This window comes from Eubacterium sp. OM08-24 (genome assembly GCF_003438075.1).
In the GTDB taxonomy this organism is placed as follows: domain Bacteria; phylum Bacillota; class Clostridia; order Oscillospirales; family Acutalibacteraceae; genus Ruminococcoides.
Genome location: NZ_QSTA01000001.1, coordinates 239,784 through 258,600, shown reverse-complemented (window position 1 = coordinate 258,600; position 18,817 = coordinate 239,784). Strand labels below are relative to the sequence as shown.

At 36.1% G+C, this 18,817-nt stretch carries 20 protein-coding genes and 2 pseudogenes; 6 read left to right on the top strand and 16 right to left on the bottom strand.

Annotation, left to right across the window (positions count from 1 at the left end; translation table 11 throughout):
* Positions 1-53: 53 nt before the first annotated feature.
* Positions 54-1,250: an AIPR family protein gene (locus tag DXC23_RS01350; protein ID WP_117704417.1), complete on the bottom strand. Its 1,197-nt coding sequence runs from the start codon at positions 1,248-1,250 to the stop codon at positions 54-56.
* Between the two features lie 128 nt (positions 1,251-1,378).
* Between DXC23_RS01350 and DXC23_RS01345 the strand changes: the two genes are divergently transcribed.
* Positions 1,379-1,606, top strand: a complete 228-nt coding sequence (locus tag DXC23_RS01345) for a helix-turn-helix transcriptional regulator (protein ID WP_117704416.1) — start codon at positions 1,379-1,381, stop codon at positions 1,604-1,606.
* 44 nt (positions 1,607-1,650) lie between these two features.
* On the opposite strand, the gene scfB is transcribed toward DXC23_RS01345, so the two are convergent.
* The 4 genes from scfB to DXC23_RS01325 form a co-directional block, all read right to left on the bottom strand.
* Positions 1,651-3,024: a thioether cross-link-forming SCIFF peptide maturase gene (gene scfB / locus DXC23_RS01340; RefSeq protein WP_117704415.1), complete on the bottom strand. Its 1,374-nt coding sequence runs from the start codon at positions 3,022-3,024 to the stop codon at positions 1,651-1,653.
* Between the two features lie 98 nt (positions 3,025-3,122).
* Entirely contained in the window at positions 3,123-3,275 is a 153-nt protein-coding gene (scfA, locus tag DXC23_RS01335; protein ID WP_022234662.1) for a six-cysteine ranthipeptide SCIFF, read from the bottom strand.
* Positions 3,276-3,379: 104 nt separating this feature from the next.
* Positions 3,380-4,723, bottom strand: coding sequence for an MATE family efflux transporter (locus tag DXC23_RS01330; RefSeq protein WP_242997370.1), 1,344 nt, complete (start codon positions 4,721-4,723; stop codon positions 3,380-3,382).
* 20 nt (positions 4,724-4,743) lie between these two features.
* A complete protein-coding gene (locus tag DXC23_RS01325; RefSeq protein WP_117704414.1) occupies positions 4,744-5,280 on the bottom strand; it encodes a histidine phosphatase family protein in 537 nt (178 codons plus the stop codon).
* Between the two features lie 140 nt (positions 5,281-5,420).
* Between DXC23_RS01325 and DXC23_RS01320 the strand changes: the two genes are divergently transcribed.
* From DXC23_RS01320 to DXC23_RS01310, 3 genes are read left to right on the top strand one after another with little or no spacing between them, the layout of a single operon-like run.
* Positions 5,421-5,624 carry a spore coat associated protein CotJA gene (locus tag DXC23_RS01320; RefSeq protein ID WP_117704413.1) on the top strand — a complete coding sequence of 68 codons (204 nt, stop codon included), beginning with the start codon at positions 5,421-5,423 and terminating at the stop codon, positions 5,622-5,624.
* Positions 5,617-5,871 (top strand): spore coat protein CotJB, encoded by a 255-nt coding sequence (locus tag DXC23_RS01315; protein WP_158552395.1) that lies wholly within the window; start codon positions 5,617-5,619, stop codon positions 5,869-5,871. The genes DXC23_RS01320 and DXC23_RS01315 overlap by 8 nt, the downstream gene beginning before the upstream one ends.
* Positions 5,871-6,497 (top strand): manganese catalase family protein, encoded by a 627-nt coding sequence (locus tag DXC23_RS01310; protein WP_117704411.1) that lies wholly within the window; start codon positions 5,871-5,873, stop codon positions 6,495-6,497. Before DXC23_RS01315 ends, DXC23_RS01310 begins: the two co-directional genes overlap by 1 nt.
* A 37-nt stretch (positions 6,498-6,534) precedes the next feature.
* Here the strand turns inward: DXC23_RS01310 and DXC23_RS01305 are convergent, their stop codons facing one another.
* From DXC23_RS01305 to DXC23_RS01290, 4 genes are all read right to left on the bottom strand, one after another.
* A complete protein-coding gene (locus DXC23_RS01305; RefSeq protein ID WP_117704410.1) occupies positions 6,535-7,758 on the bottom strand; it encodes an RtcB family protein in 1,224 nt (407 codons plus the stop codon).
* Positions 7,759-7,770: 12 nt separating this feature from the next.
* Positions 7,771-9,264 carry a DUF2828 family protein gene (locus DXC23_RS01300; RefSeq protein ID WP_117704409.1) on the bottom strand — a complete coding sequence of 498 codons (1,494 nt, stop codon included), beginning with the start codon at positions 9,262-9,264 and terminating at the stop codon, positions 7,771-7,773.
* Positions 9,265-9,476: 212 nt separating this feature from the next.
* Positions 9,477-10,388 carry a WYL domain-containing protein gene (locus DXC23_RS01295; RefSeq protein ID WP_117704408.1) on the bottom strand — a complete coding sequence of 304 codons (912 nt, stop codon included), beginning with the start codon at positions 10,386-10,388 and terminating at the stop codon, positions 9,477-9,479.
* Complete coding sequence (locus DXC23_RS01290; RefSeq protein WP_117704407.1) at positions 10,378-11,619, bottom strand: WYL domain-containing protein; 1,242 nt, start codon at positions 11,617-11,619, stop codon at positions 10,378-10,380. The genes DXC23_RS01295 and DXC23_RS01290 overlap by 11 nt, the downstream gene beginning before the upstream one ends.
* Before the next feature lie 136 nt (positions 11,620-11,755).
* Between DXC23_RS01290 and DXC23_RS01285 the strand changes: the two genes are divergently transcribed.
* Together DXC23_RS01285 and DXC23_RS01280 are read left to right on the top strand one after the other, a co-directional pair.
* Positions 11,756-12,322 carry a hypothetical protein gene (locus DXC23_RS01285; protein WP_117704406.1) on the top strand — a complete coding sequence of 189 codons (567 nt, stop codon included), beginning with the start codon at positions 11,756-11,758 and terminating at the stop codon, positions 12,320-12,322.
* Between the two features lie 22 nt (positions 12,323-12,344).
* Positions 12,345-13,583 carry a chloride channel protein gene (locus DXC23_RS01280; RefSeq protein WP_117704405.1) on the top strand — a complete coding sequence of 413 codons (1,239 nt, stop codon included), beginning with the start codon at positions 12,345-12,347 and terminating at the stop codon, positions 13,581-13,583.
* A 230-nt stretch (positions 13,584-13,813) separates the two neighbouring features.
* Here the strand turns inward: DXC23_RS01280 and DXC23_RS12330 are convergent, their stop codons facing one another.
* The 7 genes and pseudogenes from DXC23_RS12330 to DXC23_RS01250 all read right to left on the bottom strand — a co-directional run bounded on the left by DXC23_RS12330 (position 13,814) and on the right by DXC23_RS01250 (position 18,670).
* Positions 13,814-13,975, bottom strand: a complete 162-nt coding sequence (locus tag DXC23_RS12330; RefSeq protein ID WP_158552394.1) for a hypothetical protein — start codon at positions 13,973-13,975, stop codon at positions 13,814-13,816.
* A 158-nt stretch (positions 13,976-14,133) separates the two neighbouring features.
* A complete protein-coding gene (locus DXC23_RS01275; protein WP_117704404.1) occupies positions 14,134-14,646 on the bottom strand; it encodes a glycosyltransferase family 2 protein in 513 nt (170 codons plus the stop codon).
* Positions 14,636-15,373 (bottom strand): annotated as a pseudogene (locus DXC23_RS01270) (polysaccharide pyruvyl transferase family protein); the annotation flags it as partial. The pseudogene DXC23_RS01270 and the gene DXC23_RS01275, both read right to left, overlap by 11 nt.
* A gap of 295 nt (positions 15,374-15,668) precedes the next feature.
* Positions 15,669-16,322 (bottom strand): acyltransferase, encoded by a 654-nt coding sequence (locus DXC23_RS01265; RefSeq protein WP_117704402.1) that lies wholly within the window; start codon positions 16,320-16,322, stop codon positions 15,669-15,671.
* Positions 16,323-16,344: 22 nt separating this feature from the next.
* On the bottom strand, positions 16,345-16,680 hold the full coding sequence (locus tag DXC23_RS01260; protein ID WP_117704401.1) for a hypothetical protein: 336 nt from the start codon (positions 16,678-16,680) through the stop codon (positions 16,345-16,347).
* A gap of 41 nt (positions 16,681-16,721) precedes the next feature.
* Positions 16,722-17,129 (bottom strand): annotated as a pseudogene (locus tag DXC23_RS01255) (UDP-glucose 6-dehydrogenase); the annotation flags it as partial.
* A gap of 5 nt (positions 17,130-17,134) precedes the next feature.
* Positions 17,135-18,670, bottom strand: a complete 1,536-nt coding sequence (locus DXC23_RS01250) for an oligosaccharide flippase family protein (protein ID WP_117704400.1) — start codon at positions 18,668-18,670, stop codon at positions 17,135-17,137.
* Positions 18,671-18,817 lie beyond the last annotated feature (147 nt).

The window sequence follows — 18,817 nt, the reverse complement described above, 5'->3', positions numbered from 1 at the left end:
CATAACAAGATATATGTATATATACTGTACAATAAATTAAAAATTTGATATAATTACAATGATCTTCGTAATTCCAATTCAACAGTAATGTATAAGGTTTTCCAATTACCACTATCTTTACCAACAGCTTGAGGACTATTTCCAAGTGTTCTACTTCTTTCAATTGTAGTTTCTACTAATTCACTTCCCAATCTATCAAGAAAATCAAATGGATTAGCAGCCCATTTATAATACCCATTATCATCTTGTACAATCAAGGCTCTAAAAGAACCAAGAATTGGATATAAAAAACCTGTTGGAGTTTGATAATCCATTTCTTTTTTATAAAATTTTGATTTAAACTTTGTATCTTTTTTTGCTGATGTTACACCTTTTACAGAACCGTAGCGCCCAGATGTGTATTTTTGCTTGTAATAATCAACCATTTTAGTTTCAATCATATCATAAAGCTTAAATAAATCTGTCATGATATTTTTTAATCTATAATAAGGGTTTTTAACAGTTTCGCCATATTTTTTATGGTCATCAATATAATAATCTATACATTTTTTCTTACCATTATAAGATACAATTGGAAAAGAATTTTGATCTGGATATTTAGAAATATTGAACAGTGTGAGAATAGAGATAATATCGGCAACATCTATATCACCTTTATCATTTTCTCTAAAATAAACATTATCTTTAAAAGTTTCATTTCTAATAGCATCTTTTATAAATTTAAATCTATTTTCAAGTTCAGCAATAGATTTATCTTGAACTTGTGTTGAAGTATTTCTTGCCGCAGCTAATGATTGAAAAATATCTTCAACTCCTGTTAATAATTCAATTTTTACGAACTGCTGTCCGTAGTCTATTTGCTCACGCTTTTTTAAAATAGCTTTATAAGTATGACCGCCATCAATATTACCATGAACATCTAAATCTTGAAAAACAACTTTTAACATACCACTATTATTATCATAATGTACATCTTTAGCGGAGATAACTAAACCTCTGTTAAGTAAATAAAAATCAGGTTCTGAAGTTTTTAGCAATGATTCCATAATTTTTTTTGCAACTGATGTACCCATTTTTTGTTCTCTTGGATTAGTAGCCATAGGTATATTGTCTGGCAAATCCTTAACATCGCAAATTGCAAAATACATTTGTGGATAAAATTCATCCGCTTTTTTAACCAAATCTTTGTTTTGAAATGGATTTGGAATCTTTCTAAAACTTTCAACTTTAAAATTCAATTCAGTGCTCATAATTAATTTTCCTTTCAATTAAAATATAAATTTTATGAATGATACATAGATCTCTCTATCATCAACAATATAATAATATAACATTAGCACACACAATTCAACGCTATATATGACGTTTTGAGGTAAGTATGAAAAATAAAAATTTAATAAATTATTACTTAGGAAATGAAATAAAAAAGATTAGAATTTCAAGAGGATATACTCAAGAAGAATTTTCAGAAATTTGCGGAATTAGTAGAGCCTATTACGGTAGAATAGAAAGAGGCGAATATAATGTAACCGTTGATATGTGTTTAAAAATATCAAATGGATTTGGATGTCATATTTCTGAATTGTTTATTAATTTACCAGTTTAATTAAAAAGCGGTATGAGAAAACCCATACCGCTGAATTTATTGTATTAAAGCTCTGCTTCGGCAACTTTCATCATAATTGCACATTCCATACGCTTTTTAAACAGCTCACAGCCATATTCATAAATGCCTGTAATTGAGCCTGTGGCATGGTATGCGTTTGCAGCACAGCCGCCGCTGCAATAAAGCTTTGCCCAACAATCCTTACAATTCGGTCTTGCGTACGCATTGCAAAGTTTAAACTCATCCTGAATAGCAGTATTTGTAACACCTTCATAAATGTTTCCAAGACTGTACTTAGGGTCACCTACAAACTGATGACAAGGATATAACTCACCCCATGGAGTAACAGCCATATACTCAGTACCCGAGCCACAGCCTGAAATTCTCTTATAAATGCACGGGCCGCCTGTAAGGTCAATCATATAGTGATAGAAAGTGAGCGGTCTGCCCTCTTTTTCCCTCTTGAGCATTTCCTTTGCAAGAATTTCGTACTGCTCAAAAAGAACAGGTAAATCATCATATGTAAGCGCATACGGATCATTCGGCGAGCAAACAACAGGCTCCATAGAAAGCTCGGTAAAGCCGAGGTCTGCCATATGGAAAATATCGTTTGTAAAGTCTGTATTGTTGTGGGTATAAGTGCCACGCACATAATAGCCCTTATTGCCACGCTTTTTAACAAATTCCTGGAACTTAGGTACAATAATATCGTAGCTGCCCTTGCCGTTTACAGTCTTTCTGAGGTGATCGTGCACCTCTTTTCTGCCGTCAAGGCTGAGTACAACATTGTGACATTCCTTATTGGCAAACTCGATTACATCATCGTCAACAAGCATACCGTTTGTTGTGAGAGTAAAACGGAAATTCTTATTCTTTTCCTTTTCAATACTTCTTGCGTAAGCCACAATCCGCTTAACCACATCAAAGTTCATAAGCGGTTCGCCGCCGAAAAAGTCAACCTCAAGGTTCACTCTGCTGCCTGAATTTTCAATAAGAAAATCAATGGCTCTCTTGCCCACTTCAAAGCTCATTAAGGCTCTGTCACCATGGTATTTGCCCTGACTTGCAAAGCAATATTCGCAGTTGAGGTTACAGGTATGGGCAATGTGCAGGCACAACGCCTTTATAACCGTATTTCTCTTTTTAAAATCAAAGGCAAGGTCTGCGTATTTATCGGTTGTAAATAGCTTTCCGCTGTCCTTTAATTCTGTTACATCATCATAGCAATCAGAAATTTCATCCGCTGTAATCTCAGGGTTATCCTTGTACTTTTCAAGCATAGCCTTGATTATATTTTCTTTATCGGAATTTTCGTACATTTCAATAACATCATACGCAAGGTCATCAACGCAATGAACGCTGCCGCTGAAAACATCGAGCACAATATTATATCCGTTTAACTTATACTGGTGTATCATATATTTTCTCCAAAACTGATTTATAGACAAAAGGAAAGCCGTTCTCCAAAAGGCGAAACGGCTGAAAATCCTTTTTAATGCAAAACTGCACAGCTAAATTATTTCTCGCTGAGGCACTTCTCGCACTGCTGATTAGCAACGCCGCAAGATGTTTTGCAAGCTGACTGACAAGATGTCTGACATTCGCCGCAACCGCCTGTCTTTACGCTTTTCTTAAGGTCACGAGTTTCAATAGTCTTAATTCTTTTCATAGAAAATCATACTCCTTGTAAGATTATATTTGTCTTAATGATACCACATAATGTGAAATTTGTCAATAACAACAAAATTACAATTTGTGTAATTTGTAAGAAATTTACTGCTCTCGCCGCACGAGTCTTTTGCCAAATCCGCTCTTTTTATACATAATAAATCCAACGGTTGTAGTGATAACCTCGGTTATAGGAAAAGTGAACCAAAAGGCATCAAGTCCGAAATGTGCAAGCACCCAACCGAGCGGCACAAACAGCACAACAGTCCTCAGCACAGTAAGAGCCGAACTTTTAAACGCCGAGCCGATAGCCTGAAAGAACACAGGAAAAATCAGCGAGGTCACCATAGGCACAAATGAAAAGGCAATCACTCTGAGTGCATATGCGCCGATTCGTATTACTTCGCTGTCCTTTGAAAATGTGCCCATAAGAGAGGCAGGCATTATTTCAAAGCACAACACACCGATTAGCATTAGCGCCATTCCGAGCAAGACGGCATCTTTCAGAGTTTTGCTGCACCTTTCTCTATTTCCTGCACTGTAATTAAAGCTGATAACAGGCACAATGCAGGTCTGCATTGCTCCGAGCGGTATAAAAAATATCGTCTGCCACTTGTAGTAAAGTCCGAGTGCCGTAACCGCTTGGTCTGAAAATCCCTTTAATATAAGGTTTAAGCCGAATATATACAATGTGTATGCCGACTGCATAAGAATATTCGGAAAGCCTAAATGATAAATTCGTCTTATGTATTCCTTATATGCTGAAAATTTTGGCGAACGCTTACAGCCGTTTTTCATTACGATTAATGCCGCCGCAATTTGCGCTACCACCGTTGCAGTGGCAGCGCCTGCAATGCCCATTTCAGGGAAAAATCCCATACCGAATATAAGCAGTGGATCGAGTGCAATATTCACCACAGCGCCCACAATCTGAGCAATCATCGGTATTTTCATATTGCCCGTTGCCTGCATTACCTTTGTCCATATGCTCTCAAAAAACAATCCAAAGCTGAACACGCAGACTATTCTGCCATACACAATTACTTCGTCTATAATCTCCTGCGAATCGGTTGAAATGCTCGCATAGAACGGCATTATATACCAACACACGAGTGCAAATATAAACCACATTGCAAAGGCAAGAAAGTTGCCTACACCTGCAGTTTCATCGCTTTTGTGCTTATTGTCAACACCGAGAAAATGCGCCATAAGCGTGTTTATACCGACACCAGTACCAACCGCAAGCGCAATCATCAACAGCTGAATCGGATAAATAATTGACAATGCCGTCAAACCCGATTCGGAGTAATTGCCAATGAAAAAGCTGTCGATTATATTATAAAGCGCCTGAATAAGCTGAGCGAGCATAACAGGAGGTGCAAGCCTTAGCAATATGCCGAGAATTTTATCCCTGCCAAAATCAATTTCCTTTTTCCTAACCCTCTCCAAAATAAAGCTGCCCCCGGTAATCAGTCAAACTCATATTTTAAAACGGCGCAATTTTTCACTCCGAAGTTTGCGTATTCGTCATTGGTCATTTCATTAAAATAAGAATTAACCACCCTTGCAATTCCGTTGTGCGCCACTAAAATGCAAGTTTCTCCGCTTGCCTTAACATCGTCAAGCAAATTGTAAATTCTCTGCGCAAGGTGCAGCATAGATTCGCCGCCGCTGTATCGGCAAATGAACTCGCCTTTGGCAACTCTGAATTCTTCGCCATCTCGTGGTGTGCCCTCAAATCTGCCGAAATTCTGTTCCTTAAGCCTTGGTTCTTCAAAAGCAGTAATACCTGTAATTTCAGATATATGCAGTGCCGTCTTTTTGGCTCTCACAAGCGGCGAGTAAAGAATTTTATCTGCCTTAATATTTTCCGCCAATATTCTTTTGCCCGTTTCCACAGCCTGCTCGTGACCTTTATCCGTTAAATCAATATCCGTAGCACCGCAAATTTTATTCTCAACATTCCATACGGTTTCGCCATGCCTGACAAAATAAACGCAACCCATAAAATCTTCCTTTCTTTATCTATCCATATATACTTTATCAAAAATTCGGCAATAATTCAAGGCGACAGGGAAATTTGGTACTGATTTTGTATGACTGCATAATATGTTACTGAGTAAACAAGCTCGGAAAGGAGAATATTATGGATATTATCAATACAATGATTTCAAGATACACCACACCTAAGTTTCCCGAAAAGACACCGCCTGCTATGGCATTCGTGCCGTTTCAGGAGAGCAATCCAAAGACCTACTCGCCTGTTCAGGCGCTTGATTCGGGCACTATCTTTCCTGAATTAAACAAGCCATTCTATGGCAAGAAATGCGGCGGTGGTAAAAATGACTGAGAGGGAAATTCTTTTAAAGAAAATATCGACATATCAATTTGCAATTTTGGATTTACAGATTTTTCTTGACACCCACCCATATGACCAGCAGGTGCTATCGCAAATTAAGGAATGTAAAGAAAAGCTGCTGCCGCTTGTTGAGGAATACGAAGAAAAATACGGCCCTTTGCGCAAGGAGTCAAACTCTGCAAATAAATGGCAGTGGGTAAAGAATCCATGGCCTTGGGATAACGAGGAGGATTTGTAATGTTTGTATACGAAAAAAAGCTGCAATATCCCGTAAATATAAAACAAACAAACGCAAAGCTCGCAAAAATTATAATAAGCCAGTATGGTGGACCCGATGGGGAGTTGGGGGCGTCTTTGAGGTATTTGAGCCAGCGGTTTACTATGCCGCTGCCGGAGCTAAAAGCAACGCTTACTGACATTGGCACAGAAGAGCTGAACCACCTTGAAATGATTGGCGCTATTGTTTATCAGCTTACAAAAGACCTGACGGAAGATGAGATAAAAAAGCAGGGGTTTGAGGATTATTTTGTTGACCACACAACGGGAGTATATCCGCAGGCGGCGGCAGGTGTGCCTTACACAGCCGCATCTATGCAGGTTAAGGGCGACACAATAACTGACCTCCATGAAAATATGGCAGCCGAACAAAAAGCGAGGACGACTTATGATAATATTTTGCGATTTTGTGATGACTACGATGTAAAAGACCCAATCAGATTTTTGCGTGAGCGAGAGATTGTGCATTACCAAAGATTTGGCGAAAACCTGCGGCTTATGACCGACAAGCTCGATGAAAAGAATTTCTACGCATTCAACCCTGCGTTTGATAAAAAATGCTTTAAGAATTGCATCAAGAAAAAATAACAGAAAAACGGTTGCCAAATTAACGGCAACCGTTTTATTATGTCGAAGATTTAAAATTGTATATCGGTTTTATCTGATTAATAATCTCGGCGGTGGGTGAAATATTTTTTACGATTTCATCCTTTGTTTTGTACGCCATGGGCGATTCGTCGAGGGTGCGTTCTGATACACTTGTTGAGTAAATGCCCTGCATTTCCCTTTTAAATTCATCAAGTGAAAGGATTTCATTTGCGGCTGAGCGGCTCAATACTCTGCCTGCGCCATGCGGTGCGGAACAGTTCCAATCCTCATTGCCCTTGCCTATGCAAATCAAGCTACCGTCACGCATATTTATAGGAATAATCAGCTTTTCACCCTTTTGAGCCGACACCGAGCCTTTGCGAACTATATTGCTTTCGTGGTCAATATAATTGTGAACTGTCTGAAAATGCTCGAAGTCCGAAAGCTCCTTGTCAAACATTCTTTTAAGAATAATATCGGCTATCATCTCTCTGTTGAGCCAAGCAAATTCCTGACAGATTTTCATATCGAAAAGGTACTGCTCCCTGTACTCGTCCGTCAGATAGCAAAGGTCATACGGAATATCGGTTTCTTTAAGCTCAAATTCTTTTTTCAGCTTTTTAATTTCGCTTTGAATTTCCTTTTTTCTGCCCTCTGCCTTGTACCTCTCAATCAATTCCTTTTGCGCCTCAAACAGCTTATCCATACCACGCTGAATATCATATGCCATTTTCTGATAAATCTCTGCCACCTGCTTGCCGAGGTTGCGGCTGCCCGTATGAATTACAAGGTACTTGTTGTTTTCATCGTCAACATCTATTTCTATAAAATGGTTGCCGCCGCCAAGAGTGCCTATGCTGCGCTCAATTCGCTTTGTATCTTTAAGACTTCTGTAACAATTCAAATCCTGCAGCTTTGCAAATTTTGCTATTCTGCCCTCGTGCGTTTTTTTGCCGTTAGGCACATATTCTCTTATTGTATTATCGAGCTTTTCAAAGTCAATGTCAACCTTTCCCAACACAACGGTAAGCATACCGCAGCCTATGTCAACACCGGCAATATTCGGTATTACCATTTCGCCTAAATCAGCCGTAAAGCCGATTACGCAGCCTGCTCCTGTGTGCACATCGGGCATTATGCGTATTTTACATCCCTTTACAAAAGGCTGGTCGCAAAGTTGCTGTATTTGGTCGAGCGCCACCTGTTCGGCGTTATCTGTAAATATTTTTGCTGTGCTGTATTTGCCCGTTATTTCTTTCATATTATCACCTAATTATGCTGCTATGTTTTTATATCTCTCGCTCTCTATTACTTCGAGCATATACTTATACGGATTAATGTCATCGCTTGTCACCATTGAAAAGAGTCTTGGACTGCACCCCGATACCAAAGCAACGCCCTGCTCATTCATGGTAACAGGCTGATGCAGGTTTCTGCTCGCCACATTCCAAAAAACCACCTTCGGCAAAGCATATCCTTTTTCTTCAAACATTTGCTTTGCATTTTCAAAATTAGTTTTTTCTCTGTTATTTACGCAGTAATCAAATTCCATATCCGATATTATATACAGCTTTGACGGCAGCTCGCTTTGTGGAACATTGTATTTTACAGCTGTATTAAGTATCAGTTCAAACACCTTTTCTATGTCTGTATTTGCAACTGTGTAAAACCTTAGTATATATCGCAGCTTTTCTATAAAGGTATTTCCTTTTATTTCAATAAGCTGTGGATTTTTCGAAAATTCTATGAAATGATTTTTAAATACTCCCTTGCTATGTTCGGCAAAATAAATTCCAAGGGACAACGCTACCGAGGCAGGACTCGGATTATTATAACAATACATTGAGCCTGATGTATCCACTACTGCAAGTGCGTTCTCGCCATTGCAAAAATCAGGCAATGATTTCCATGTAGCATTGAGTGCCGCCTGCTCAGTTTCGGAAATACTCAATGGCAAGTCGTTTCTTCCCAAAGAATTATACAAAGTGCCGATATAAGGCTCTAATAGTTCATACGGCATAAGTGTGCTTGCGTTCAGCTTTCCCTCTCCGCTTTCTGCACGATTTATAAAATCCTCGTATCTTTCTCGGTCTTTTCTCATAAATACAAATCTGTATTTAAAAAGCGCCTTTGAGGGCAATTTTTCATAATCAAAAGTAAAGTCCTCTGTTCTCAGATTATTCTCTGCTATTTTTAGATGTGCACGCAACGCACTGAGCGTTTTTCTGTATTTCTCCTTTGTATAGCCTAAAGTATTTGCCAATTTTTTGGCATTGGCAACAGCAGATTTACTGCTCGCATTAATCGACGGCATCCACTTTGCAAGCAGAGAAATCTGATTACCGCTATTCATATTTTTTATATCGGTTTCAAGCTGAGCTTTAATAAGTTCAACCGCCTCGCACTCGCAATCTGTATTAAGCAATACAAGCAGGTCGTCAAATCTGCCATACTCTGCGATATATCTCAGATTTTTTAAAACCGAGCTTTTTCCCCTTTTTGCAAGGTCATTAATAATAAGGCGGAATACTTTTCTTTCGCCGAGTCCTCCACGAATATCTCTTGCAAAGAAAAGTATTTTCATTGCTAAGTCGGGGTTTTCACTGTATGCGCAGTAAAAACTGTTTAAAACAGAGTCTTCTCTGCTGTTGCGCATAGCCCCTATTGTTGAAAATAAATCAAGACAGGCGGAATTTGTTGTCTTAAAGGCAACTGCTCCGTTTTCTGTAAATGTTTTGTTAGTTTCAGCTTTTAGGTATTTCAACATGAAAACCCCTCCTTAAAATAAAATACAAGGTACGATAATTCAAAACTAAGTTGACAAAGCTATAAAATATTGCTGACTGTACCTTTAACAAAGCTCATTTTATAACATATTAAATGTTGTGATATAAATTTTCTCTGTAATTGCTGTGTGAGCTTTTATGCTGTTATTATATCAAACGGAATTTAGAAAATCGTGGAAAAAAAGTTGCGAACTTAAAATAGTCCGCAACTTTTTTGCTTGTTTATTCTGTTTTTCAGCTCATTTATTAGGCTTTGGGGCGAAATCACCTTTACCCTTGTGCCAAAAGAAAGCACACGAATTAGAATTTCCGTTCCATCGCCCTTGTCGTATTCAAGACTGATTCTGTATTTATTATCGCTTAGCCTTTCGGTTCCTTTTTTTAGATAAGAAAATTCGTGCATTACCCTTTCGAGTGCGTTTTTCTCATCAGTAAGTTCAAGTACAAGTTTACCGGTAGCACATCTTTCTTTTTTATCCTCAAATGGCTTATATTTTTCAAGCAGCTTGCAGGAAGTTATCCTCGACAGGTTGACAGTGTAGGTGTGGTGCGAATTTACACAAATCAATCTGAATTTATCGTCCTTTTCGGAATATTCAAGTCTATGAGGAATTACTTTAATCGAATACTGAAAGTCTTTATGAGAAGTAAATCGGATAAGCAGTTTATGCTTTTTGCGAATTGCCGTCAAAATAAGCCTGAAAATCTTGATATACTCAGGATTTTCGTAATCATCACCGTCAGCAAATCTATCGTAATAATCGAACATATCGCTGCTATACAGTGGCTCAATACCTATAAGTGCATTTGCGTTTATATCAAACAGCTTAACTCTCGGATCATCAAGCAAGGATTTAAGCCACCTTTTTTCAAGCAGGGTAATAGGCATACTCGGTTTATTTTTGATTGGCGTTTTCATATCCTCGGTAATCAAATTCCACTCGCAGCTCTTAATGGCAGTCGGAATACTTACAACGCTTTCGGCAAAAGCGTATTTGTCTACAATTTCATACATCTTCTCTTCGGTTAAATCGCCGTCAACTGCGCAGGCTATCAGCTTTGAAACTGCATTGTAATAACTGCCGTAAATCTCGCTAAAGAGCATTTTCGTCACCTCCGTATAGCCTTACCATATCGTTTACATCATCAATAATTTTGTTTTTTAATTCTTTGTTTGAGCTTTCAAGACTGACAATTCTGCCGTAAAAGCTGCGTATCCAAGGCGTCATCTCCATTACATCGTAAACATCTGCGGTAAATTTGTAATGGTTGCTGTCAAGCCTTGCAACAGTACCGCTGCGTTTTTCTCTGTAAAGTCTGTCAACTATGTATTTTTCGTTATTTGCAACATATATTACCATTTCAATATGCTCGGTACTTCGGTTATCGTTTGAGGATACACCCCACAAATGATTGGAAAACTGCACTGATTTTTCTTTAAAGTAATTATAATCATCGAACACCTCGCCTAACTTAACACTTTTTATAGAATCAAGTCGAAAAGTCATCATCTTTTTGAAACGGATATGATAGCACACCAGATATCTCCGCCCACTCGTAACGCTAACACGAATTTTAAAAGGCACTACCGTATGCTCGGTTTTGTTTTTGGTTCTTGTCGAAAAATTCTCAACGGTAATCTGCCTTTGCTCTCCTATCGCCTGCAAAATCAGATACAATACCTCGCTTTCGAGAATATGCAAAATATAGTGGTGCTTAAAATAAAATATCGTGTCTGTACTCTCAAATCTGTCAAGCAAATATGAGCCGACAACGCCCATAGGTGAAATTTCAGAGTAAAACTGAATGGCGTCCTTGAAGCTCTCAAGCTCAATGTCGCTATTGCTTTTGCTGTAAAGTAATTGATTGCCCTGCTTTTTAGCCGTAAGAATACCGAGTTTTTCGTACTCCCTCAGCTTTTTTCGTACGGTAGACACATCGGGTTCTTTGGCGTTTTCAAAGTGGGTGAAGTAATCTGCTGAGAGTCTGTCGGTAATTTCACTTGCGGAAAGTTCAGAATTTTCGGTTAAAATATCAAGAATTAAAAAATGCAGATTTATATCGTTTGCGGTAAAACTCTTTGCCTTAAATGCCTTATAGAGCGGATTTGCGGGAATGTTTCTGCTGTCAAGTGCAATAAAAACATTTTTCCCGTCAGCGCCTTGGCGAAAACACATATAATCTCCGAGCCAGCTTTCAATTCTTCGTTTCTCGTTATCGTAACTTCTTGCACTCTTTTGGTCGTATTCGCTCCTGCTTTTAAAGCCATAAACAAAGAATTGGCTCATGTATTCTCTGATTTTTGAAAAATTCTTAATAAGCTCGCTGAATGCCATAATCATCCCTCCTACCGCAAAATCACTTATATTATAACATATTACCCAAATTTTTAACATAATTTTTCTGAAATAATTGCATTATTATTGTGGAATATGGTATAATTTATTAAACATATCATTGTAGGTGATAAACTTGAACGATAACCAAAAGCTATTGAAAGCAAAATCATATTTAGACAAACTCGCAAACGGAATCAATCCCGTTACAAATGAAATTGTGCCCGAAAGCGACACCATAAATAATATACACATATCAAGATGCTTGTTTTACATCTCCGATGTTTTGAGAAATGTTATTGAGGGCAATACCGGTTCTCCTAAAAAGAAAAGCAGTAAAGCGCCGTTTTCAATTACCGCTCAGCAATTAGCAAGCTATCCCTTTACAAACGAGCCGATTACTGTTACGGAAATCACAAAGAACATTAACGCTTTGATAGATGCCGATGAAATGAAAGGCTTAAAAACCACAAGCATTACAAATTGGCTCATAGAGATAGATTTTCTCGAATACATTACTGACGAAAAAGGGAAAAATCATAAGTTCCCGACTGAAAAGGGCACTCAGCTCGGCATATTAACTCAAGAGCGGTTGGGTATGTACGGCACATACAAGGTGGTGCTATACAACAGCAACGCTCAGCAATTTATACTCGACAACATAGACGCAATAGCCACTTACAACACTGCAAAAAAGAGCTGATTACGGAAAGGGAAAATATTATATGAAAAAAAATACGCTTGCAAATAATCTTATCTACTATCTTTTCTGCGGATTCAGCGGTGCGGTAATCGCCTGCATAGTTTGGCTATTTCTTAGGCTTATGAGCTTTGGCATTGGCTTGATTTGGAACACTGTACCCTCTTATTTTAATTTCACCTACTATCCGATTTTGGTGTGTACAATCGGTGGTATTTTGCTTGGAATTTATCAGAAGATTACAAAGGCTGTACCCGATGAGCTTGACGAAGTGATGAAAAAGGTTAAGCGAGATAAATTTTATCCGTACAACAAGGTGCTCTTGCTCTGCATTTCAGCGCTTATCCCCCTGCTTTTCGGCGGAAGTATCGGCCCAGAGGCAGGACTTACAGGCGTAATCGTGGGACTTTGCTATTGGGCAGGCAGTCATATGAAAAACGCAAAGAGCAAAATTCCCGAACTTATGCAAACGGGTGTCAGCGCAACTCTGACGGCGATTTTCTACGCTCCGCTTTTCGGTCTTGCCGCCACAAACGAGGAACAGCTTGACACCGAGGACACAGCAACCGATATTCGCACAAACAAACTGATTTCAAATGTAGTAGCGGTGTTGTTTGCAACGGGCACAATATTTCTGCTCAATCAATCCTTTGGCGGCAGTACGGGATTGCCGAGAATAGGCGAATACGACATTACAAATACCGAGCGATTATGGGGTATTCCACTCGCCCTGCTCGGCACATTGGCAGGACTTTTGTTTGTAATATCAGAAAAACTGCTCACAAAATTTTTCGGTAAAATTCAGAGCAGTTTTGGAATTATTGTGAGCACCACACTCGGCGGATTGGTTCTCGGTATTTGCGGCACATATCTGCCGCTTGTAATGTTCTCAGGTGAAGAGAGCATAAGCGAGGTAAGCAAAAACATCGGCGAATTTGCGCCTTGGGTACTGATTTTTTCGGGACTTTTAAAACTTGTTCTTACAAATGTTTGCATAAAGTCAGGCTGGAAAGGCGGTCACTTCTTCCCCGTCATCTTCTGCGGAGTAAGCATCGGCTTTGGTGTGGCTCTACTTATGGGACTTGACACCGCATTTTGCGCCGCCGTAATCACCGCCGCACTCCTTGGAGTTACAATGCGAAAACCTCTTGCAGTAACCGTACTTCTCCTCCTCTGCTTTGATGCAAGAATCCTCCCATGGATTTTGCTTGCGGCATTCCTCAGCAGCTTGCTTGTGGGAAGGTTAAGTAGGAAAGAAAATTAAAATATTTTATAGCTTGAATTAATAATACAAATTAAAATGCAACCAAAGAGGATTTTGGTTGCATTTTTGGTTATAGCTTTATTATTTAAGTTGCTTTTTTAATAATTTCTTTTTATATACGTATATCTTACATCTAAAAAGGAGAAAAAGTATTTAATACAAACTCAAGTTTGTCTTTATCAATAAAACTTTCATTCTTATATTGGTAAAATATTTTTAAAAAGCGTTTTTTATATTATTAAGATACTTTTTTTATTAGGAATTTCATTATTATTTAGTATTTTTATATAATTACCATAATAAAACATAACCAATGTGTTTACATTCCATTGATAAGCTTTTTCAAATCCGTTATCTTTAAAAAACAACATTCTGCTTTCAATAGCATCCAAAGCCTCTAATCTCTTTGGTGTCCATCTTTTGCCCATAATACCATTGAAATTAGTATAGTAATAATATAAAACTGCATCAACAAAAGCTATTTGAGAACATTTAAATAAAAGTTTATGAGTAGTAAATTCATCTTCATGAATTTTGCCGTATGGGTATCTTATGTCATTCCATAAACTTTTTTATAGAGTTTTCCCCATGCTACAACAGCGTTAATATTATTATTAATAAAAAAGTCCTCTGGGGTGCATAACAAAGTATTTATCTCCGAATTTTTAGTATGCAAATCATCTTCACCCGTAGTATTGACATATCCACATACACTAATATCTACATTATTTTCTTTAACGGCATTATATAAGTTTTTGAGATAATCGGTATGTACCCAATCGTCACTATCAATGAAAGTAATCCAATTACTGTTACTGTTCTTTAGTGCCCAGTCTATGCCGGTATTTCTTGCATCAGACAATCCGCCATTTTCTTTATGAATAACAGTTATTCTCTTATCTTTTTGAGCATACTCGTCACATATTTTGCCACAATTATCGGGAGAGCCATCATCAACCAAGATTAGTTCAAAATCTTTAAATGACTGAGCCAAAATACTGTCAACACATCGATATATGTATTCTTCTACCTTGTATACCGGTACTATTACACTAATTAACATTTCTTTTTACTACCTCTGCAAGTTTATCATAGTATTTAGATAATGGTTTATTATCGAATTTACAATTTTTCATTGATAATAATTCAGGAATTAATTTTATTGCTTGATCAGTATTTTCAACATATTTAATATACGGCAAATATTTTATCCATTCATATGTTCCCTTAACTTTATAATGATTATTGCTAAATACAATACACGGAGTTTCAGTTATTGCCGCAAAAACCATACCATGCAGTCTATCAGTGATAATTAACTCTGACGAAACAAATTCCTGCATTTTATTCCTTACGCACTCAAGTCTATTGTTTTTGTCAATTTTTATTTCTGAGTGCATATCAGTAACATTATAGTTAAGGCTATGCGAATTTAAGTACTCTTTGATAAATTCTCTGTCTTTATCTAACATTGATTTTTCCAAATCAGAGCGAAACACTAGCAAAACACCGTTGCGATTAGTTTCTTTTACTCCATAATCCTGCATATTAGTTGATAAAACAATATCCGGAACCAACAACTTTTTAGGAACTTGGTATAGTTTGTTTAGCAATTCATAAGAATATTTTTCTCTTGCAACTATTGACAGATTTTTATGACTATTGTAATGCGATAATGAATCATTAATGGCTTTTTCACCATTTTTATCGTCTGTAAAATAAATTGTTTGCGGAAAAATTATTGTAGGATTATTTTGCAAAGCATCCAAGAATTTATAACGGAAAAAATAGAACCATAACCAATAAAAACATTACTTCCTATTTTCACACAACCAACCTTGCTATAACCTAATTCTTTCTTTGTGCTTGCATCATGGACCAAAACTACAGAATTTGTTATTGTAACATTGTCACCTATACTGACTAAATGACCAAAACAAAAGTCGATTTAAGCATTTACAAGATCAACATTGTTACCAATTTTAACTCCTCTATCTCTACATTCCTCAACTTTAGATAGTTTAGGAATTTTTTATGCCTAAACTATAAACAATTTTTCTTATTACATTTTTTATCATAAAATAACTACCTTTTCCACTCAATATTTTCTTTAATTACTTTTTGCTCAATATTATTTCCGACAAGTTGTTTTTCATAAACATCATTTAATAGAATAGAATTTGCAGCAATAACACAACCATCATGTAATTTTACACCTTTCAAAACTGTACAGTTTGATGCAATCCAAACATGATTTCCAATATAAATCGGAGATGAATAATTGTCAGATGTATTATTGTTTATTGAATGAAAATCACTGTCATATACAGTAACATTTCGACCAATCATTACATCATTTTCAATAGTAAGTTGTTTAGATATAACTATCACAGAATTGCTATTAACTGTAAAATATTTTGAATTAATTGTAGCCGCATTAAGTAATTCTATTGTGCTGCCATATGAAATACAACAACTTTTAAATACATTCCAAACAGCGTTACTTCGCAGCCTTAAATAAGTTTCTGCCTTTGATTTTTTTAATTTATTACAACCTATTTCTAAATCTCCGTCAAAAAGGTTGATTACTGCATTTTTTGAAATGTCTACCACAGCGCCTTTATAGGGTATTATACGACCATTGCCTTTTCGATTTACATTACTGCAAAAATAATTGTAATAAATATATTTTGATAATGAAATTTGATTAAAGAATTTTATTTTATTTACTAAACTCATAATGCCTCTTTGTTATATCGGTTTAAAAGATTAGACCATTGCTTGTCATTCTGACCGCCTTCAGAATTAATATACCATAAACTGTTTTTTCAGTATTGTATATTGTAATAGGAAAACTTCTCCATTTACTCAAAGAAGAAATTTTTGTTTTATTTCTATAAGCCATAAAAGTAAGCCATAAATCATCAGCATATGGACATAAATTTAATATTACTTCTTTATTAAATACTTCCAAATCCAATGCGTGAGTAGGAAAAAGAGAACCGCTGCCTGTATAAACCTGTACTTTATCAGAATTTATAATTCCATTGTTTGTCTTGTCAACTACAATTTTGGAGCTTCCTATGTTCTTTTTCAATATTTACTTTTGATTATCCCACATTTTTCCGTGATGAGGGTTATATTATCAAAGCCTAACTTTTCTCTTATATACTTAGTATTACCAACAGGTACTGTTGATTTAATAACAATGATAGCTTTAGATTTGATTTTTATTACTTGTTTGATAACATCTTCAACAGCTGATGTATCAAAATAGTTTTTATCAGAATCATAGTTTGTTGGTGTTGCTATTACAACAAAATCAACATCCTTGTATGCATTTTCATAATCTAAGGTAGCATATAGATTTAAGTTTTCTTTCTTAAAATATTTTTTAATATATTCATCTTTTATCGGAGATAATATGTCATTGATCAGTTTAACTTTTTTGTGAATAATATCAACAGCAATAACTTCATTGTGTTGAGCAAGCAAAGTGGCAATAGATAAGCCAACATATCATGTTCCGGCTACAGCTGTTTTCATTATAATTACGCCTTTCGCTTTTTTAATTTATTCAGTAGGTTATTAATTGGCACACGAATAACATCCTTCTCATAATCATTCATGGAGAAGAACCAACTACCAACTGAATATAATACTACATATATCAAAACAGTAAATAAAAATACACTCCAGGAATAAAAATTCACAAAATTTGACACTATAAATGTCATTACACATAATAGTGTAGGAATCCATGACATACATAAAATATTCTTCCAAAACAAAGGAATATTGATTTTAGTAACTTTGTAATAATATATATTCATTATTATTCCTTGACCTAAAATATAGGATACACAAGAACACAGTGCAGCTCCGATACCACCCAAATAAGGTACTATAAAATATGTGGATACTGCATTTAATATGGCTATTGCTAAATAAACCAAAGAACGAAATTTATGCTTATTTTGAGCTATTACAATTGTTAGTCCGGTATTTTGAATATACGGAATTACCAAAGGTATCATTGTTACCAGTGCTATATAGTAAGATTCTCCATAATTTTCACCTGCCCACATAATTAAAAATGGGTGACCTAAAGCTATAAAACTCGAAACTACTAATGCCAATAAAAGATACTCTAATCTTCCGACTCTAATAAAAACCTCGGACAAAGCTTGAGTATTTTCTCCATCCAAAGTAACCATTGAATTGATTTTAGGACCAATTACACCGGATACAGCTTGCGACAACTGCATCAATATATTATTAAATGTCGAGCCAACATTATAAATTGCAACAACTGCAGTTCCTACCAACGCACCTAAAATAACCTTATCTGTGGTCCAAAACAGCATATCTACCAAAGTTCCTATAAACATGTACACTGAAAATACGAGCAGTTCTTTAATAAATACACTTTCAAATCGTACAAATTTTGGTATTATTTTTAAAACCTTAAAGCAATAGTATATATTGACAGGGCAGGCAATAAAATTAAGTAGGAGTCCTGAGAATGTCATACCGATTGAGCCAAATCCACAATATAATAGTATAATGTTAGCAACTGGAGCTAAAACTGTAGAAAAAATATCAATAACTCTTCTAAATATGAATCTTTCATATGCAGTAATAATTGATGAAAATACACTAATTGGAAAGGCAATGGCTGTGTTAAATGCCATCATAACAATCAATATTTTAAGTTTATCTACCTCCTGTTGCGTAAGACCCTTAGAAAAACATGAATCAGTACATAACATTAATATAAATCCGCCGATAAATACTAAAACAGATACTATCCCGTATATTATCAAAAATAAACCAAATATGCTTCTTACTTGTTCTTTCTTGCCTTCGGCTCTATACTTACATATATATCTAATAATTGTACTGCCAAATCCAAAATTCAATAATGATAAATATCCAACAATAGAGTTTGACAAACTGTATAAGCCATACTCAGCTTGACCAAGTATTCTTAACATAATTGGGGTATATATCATAGGTATAATACTACCTATTGCAAGATTGACGTACGATAGTAACGCACCCACACGAAGTTGATTAACTTTCATTATGCAGTCTCCTTAATACCGAGTTAAAAAATATCTTTAATGGATTAGTATTTCTGCCACTTTTATGTATTTACTTAATTAGCTTTTTACGATTCAGCGGGTATGTTTCACCATAATATAATTTATTTAAAACTGTCTTATATTCAA

Excerpts from the sequence above, each read along its gene's own strand:
- DXC23_RS01345 (WP_117704416.1), top strand. The coding sequence starts at position 1,379 with ATGAAAAATAAAAATTTAATAAATTATTACTTAGGAAATGAAATAAAA.
- DXC23_RS01325 (WP_117704414.1), bottom strand. The coding sequence starts at position 5,280 with ATGGGTTGCGTTTATTTTGTCAGGCATGGCGAAACCGTATGGAATGTT.
- DXC23_RS01295 (WP_117704408.1), bottom strand. The coding sequence starts at position 10,388 with ATGCTCTTTAGCGAGATTTACGGCAGTTATTACAATGCAGTTTCAAAG.
- DXC23_RS01315 (WP_158552395.1), top strand. The coding sequence starts at position 5,617 with ATGACTGAGAGGGAAATTCTTTTAAAGAAAATATCGACATATCAATTT.
- scfA (WP_022234662.1), bottom strand. The coding sequence starts at position 3,275 with ATGAAAAGAATTAAGACTATTGAAACTCGTGACCTTAAGAAAAGCGTA.
- DXC23_RS01305 (WP_117704410.1), bottom strand. The coding sequence starts at position 7,758 with ATGAAAGAAATAACGGGCAAATACAGCACAGCAAAAATATTTACAGAT.
- DXC23_RS01300 (WP_117704409.1), bottom strand. The coding sequence starts at position 9,264 with ATGTTGAAATACCTAAAAGCTGAAACTAACAAAACATTTACAGAAAAC.
- DXC23_RS01310 (WP_117704411.1), top strand. The coding sequence starts at position 5,871 with ATGTTTGTATACGAAAAAAAGCTGCAATATCCCGTAAATATAAAACAA.
- DXC23_RS01275 (WP_117704404.1), bottom strand. The coding sequence starts at position 14,646 with ATGTTAATTAGTGTAATAGTACCGGTATACAAGGTAGAAGAATACATA.
- DXC23_RS01290 (WP_117704407.1), bottom strand. The coding sequence starts at position 11,619 with ATGGCATTCAGCGAGCTTATTAAGAATTTTTCAAAAATCAGAGAATAC.
- scfB (WP_117704415.1), bottom strand. The coding sequence starts at position 3,024 with ATGATACACCAGTATAAGTTAAACGGATATAATATTGTGCTCGATGTT.
- DXC23_RS01280 (WP_117704405.1), top strand. The coding sequence starts at position 12,345 with ATGAAAAAAAATACGCTTGCAAATAATCTTATCTACTATCTTTTCTGC.
- DXC23_RS01350 (WP_117704417.1), bottom strand. The coding sequence starts at position 1,250 with ATGAGCACTGAATTGAATTTTAAAGTTGAAAGTTTTAGAAAGATTCCA.
- DXC23_RS01265 (WP_117704402.1), bottom strand. The coding sequence starts at position 16,322 with ATGAGTTTAGTAAATAAAATAAAATTCTTTAATCAAATTTCATTATCA.
- DXC23_RS01250 (WP_117704400.1), bottom strand. The coding sequence starts at position 18,670 with ATGAAAGTTAATCAACTTCGTGTGGGTGCGTTACTATCGTACGTCAAT.
- DXC23_RS01320 (WP_117704413.1), top strand. The coding sequence starts at position 5,421 with ATGGATATTATCAATACAATGATTTCAAGATACACCACACCTAAGTTT.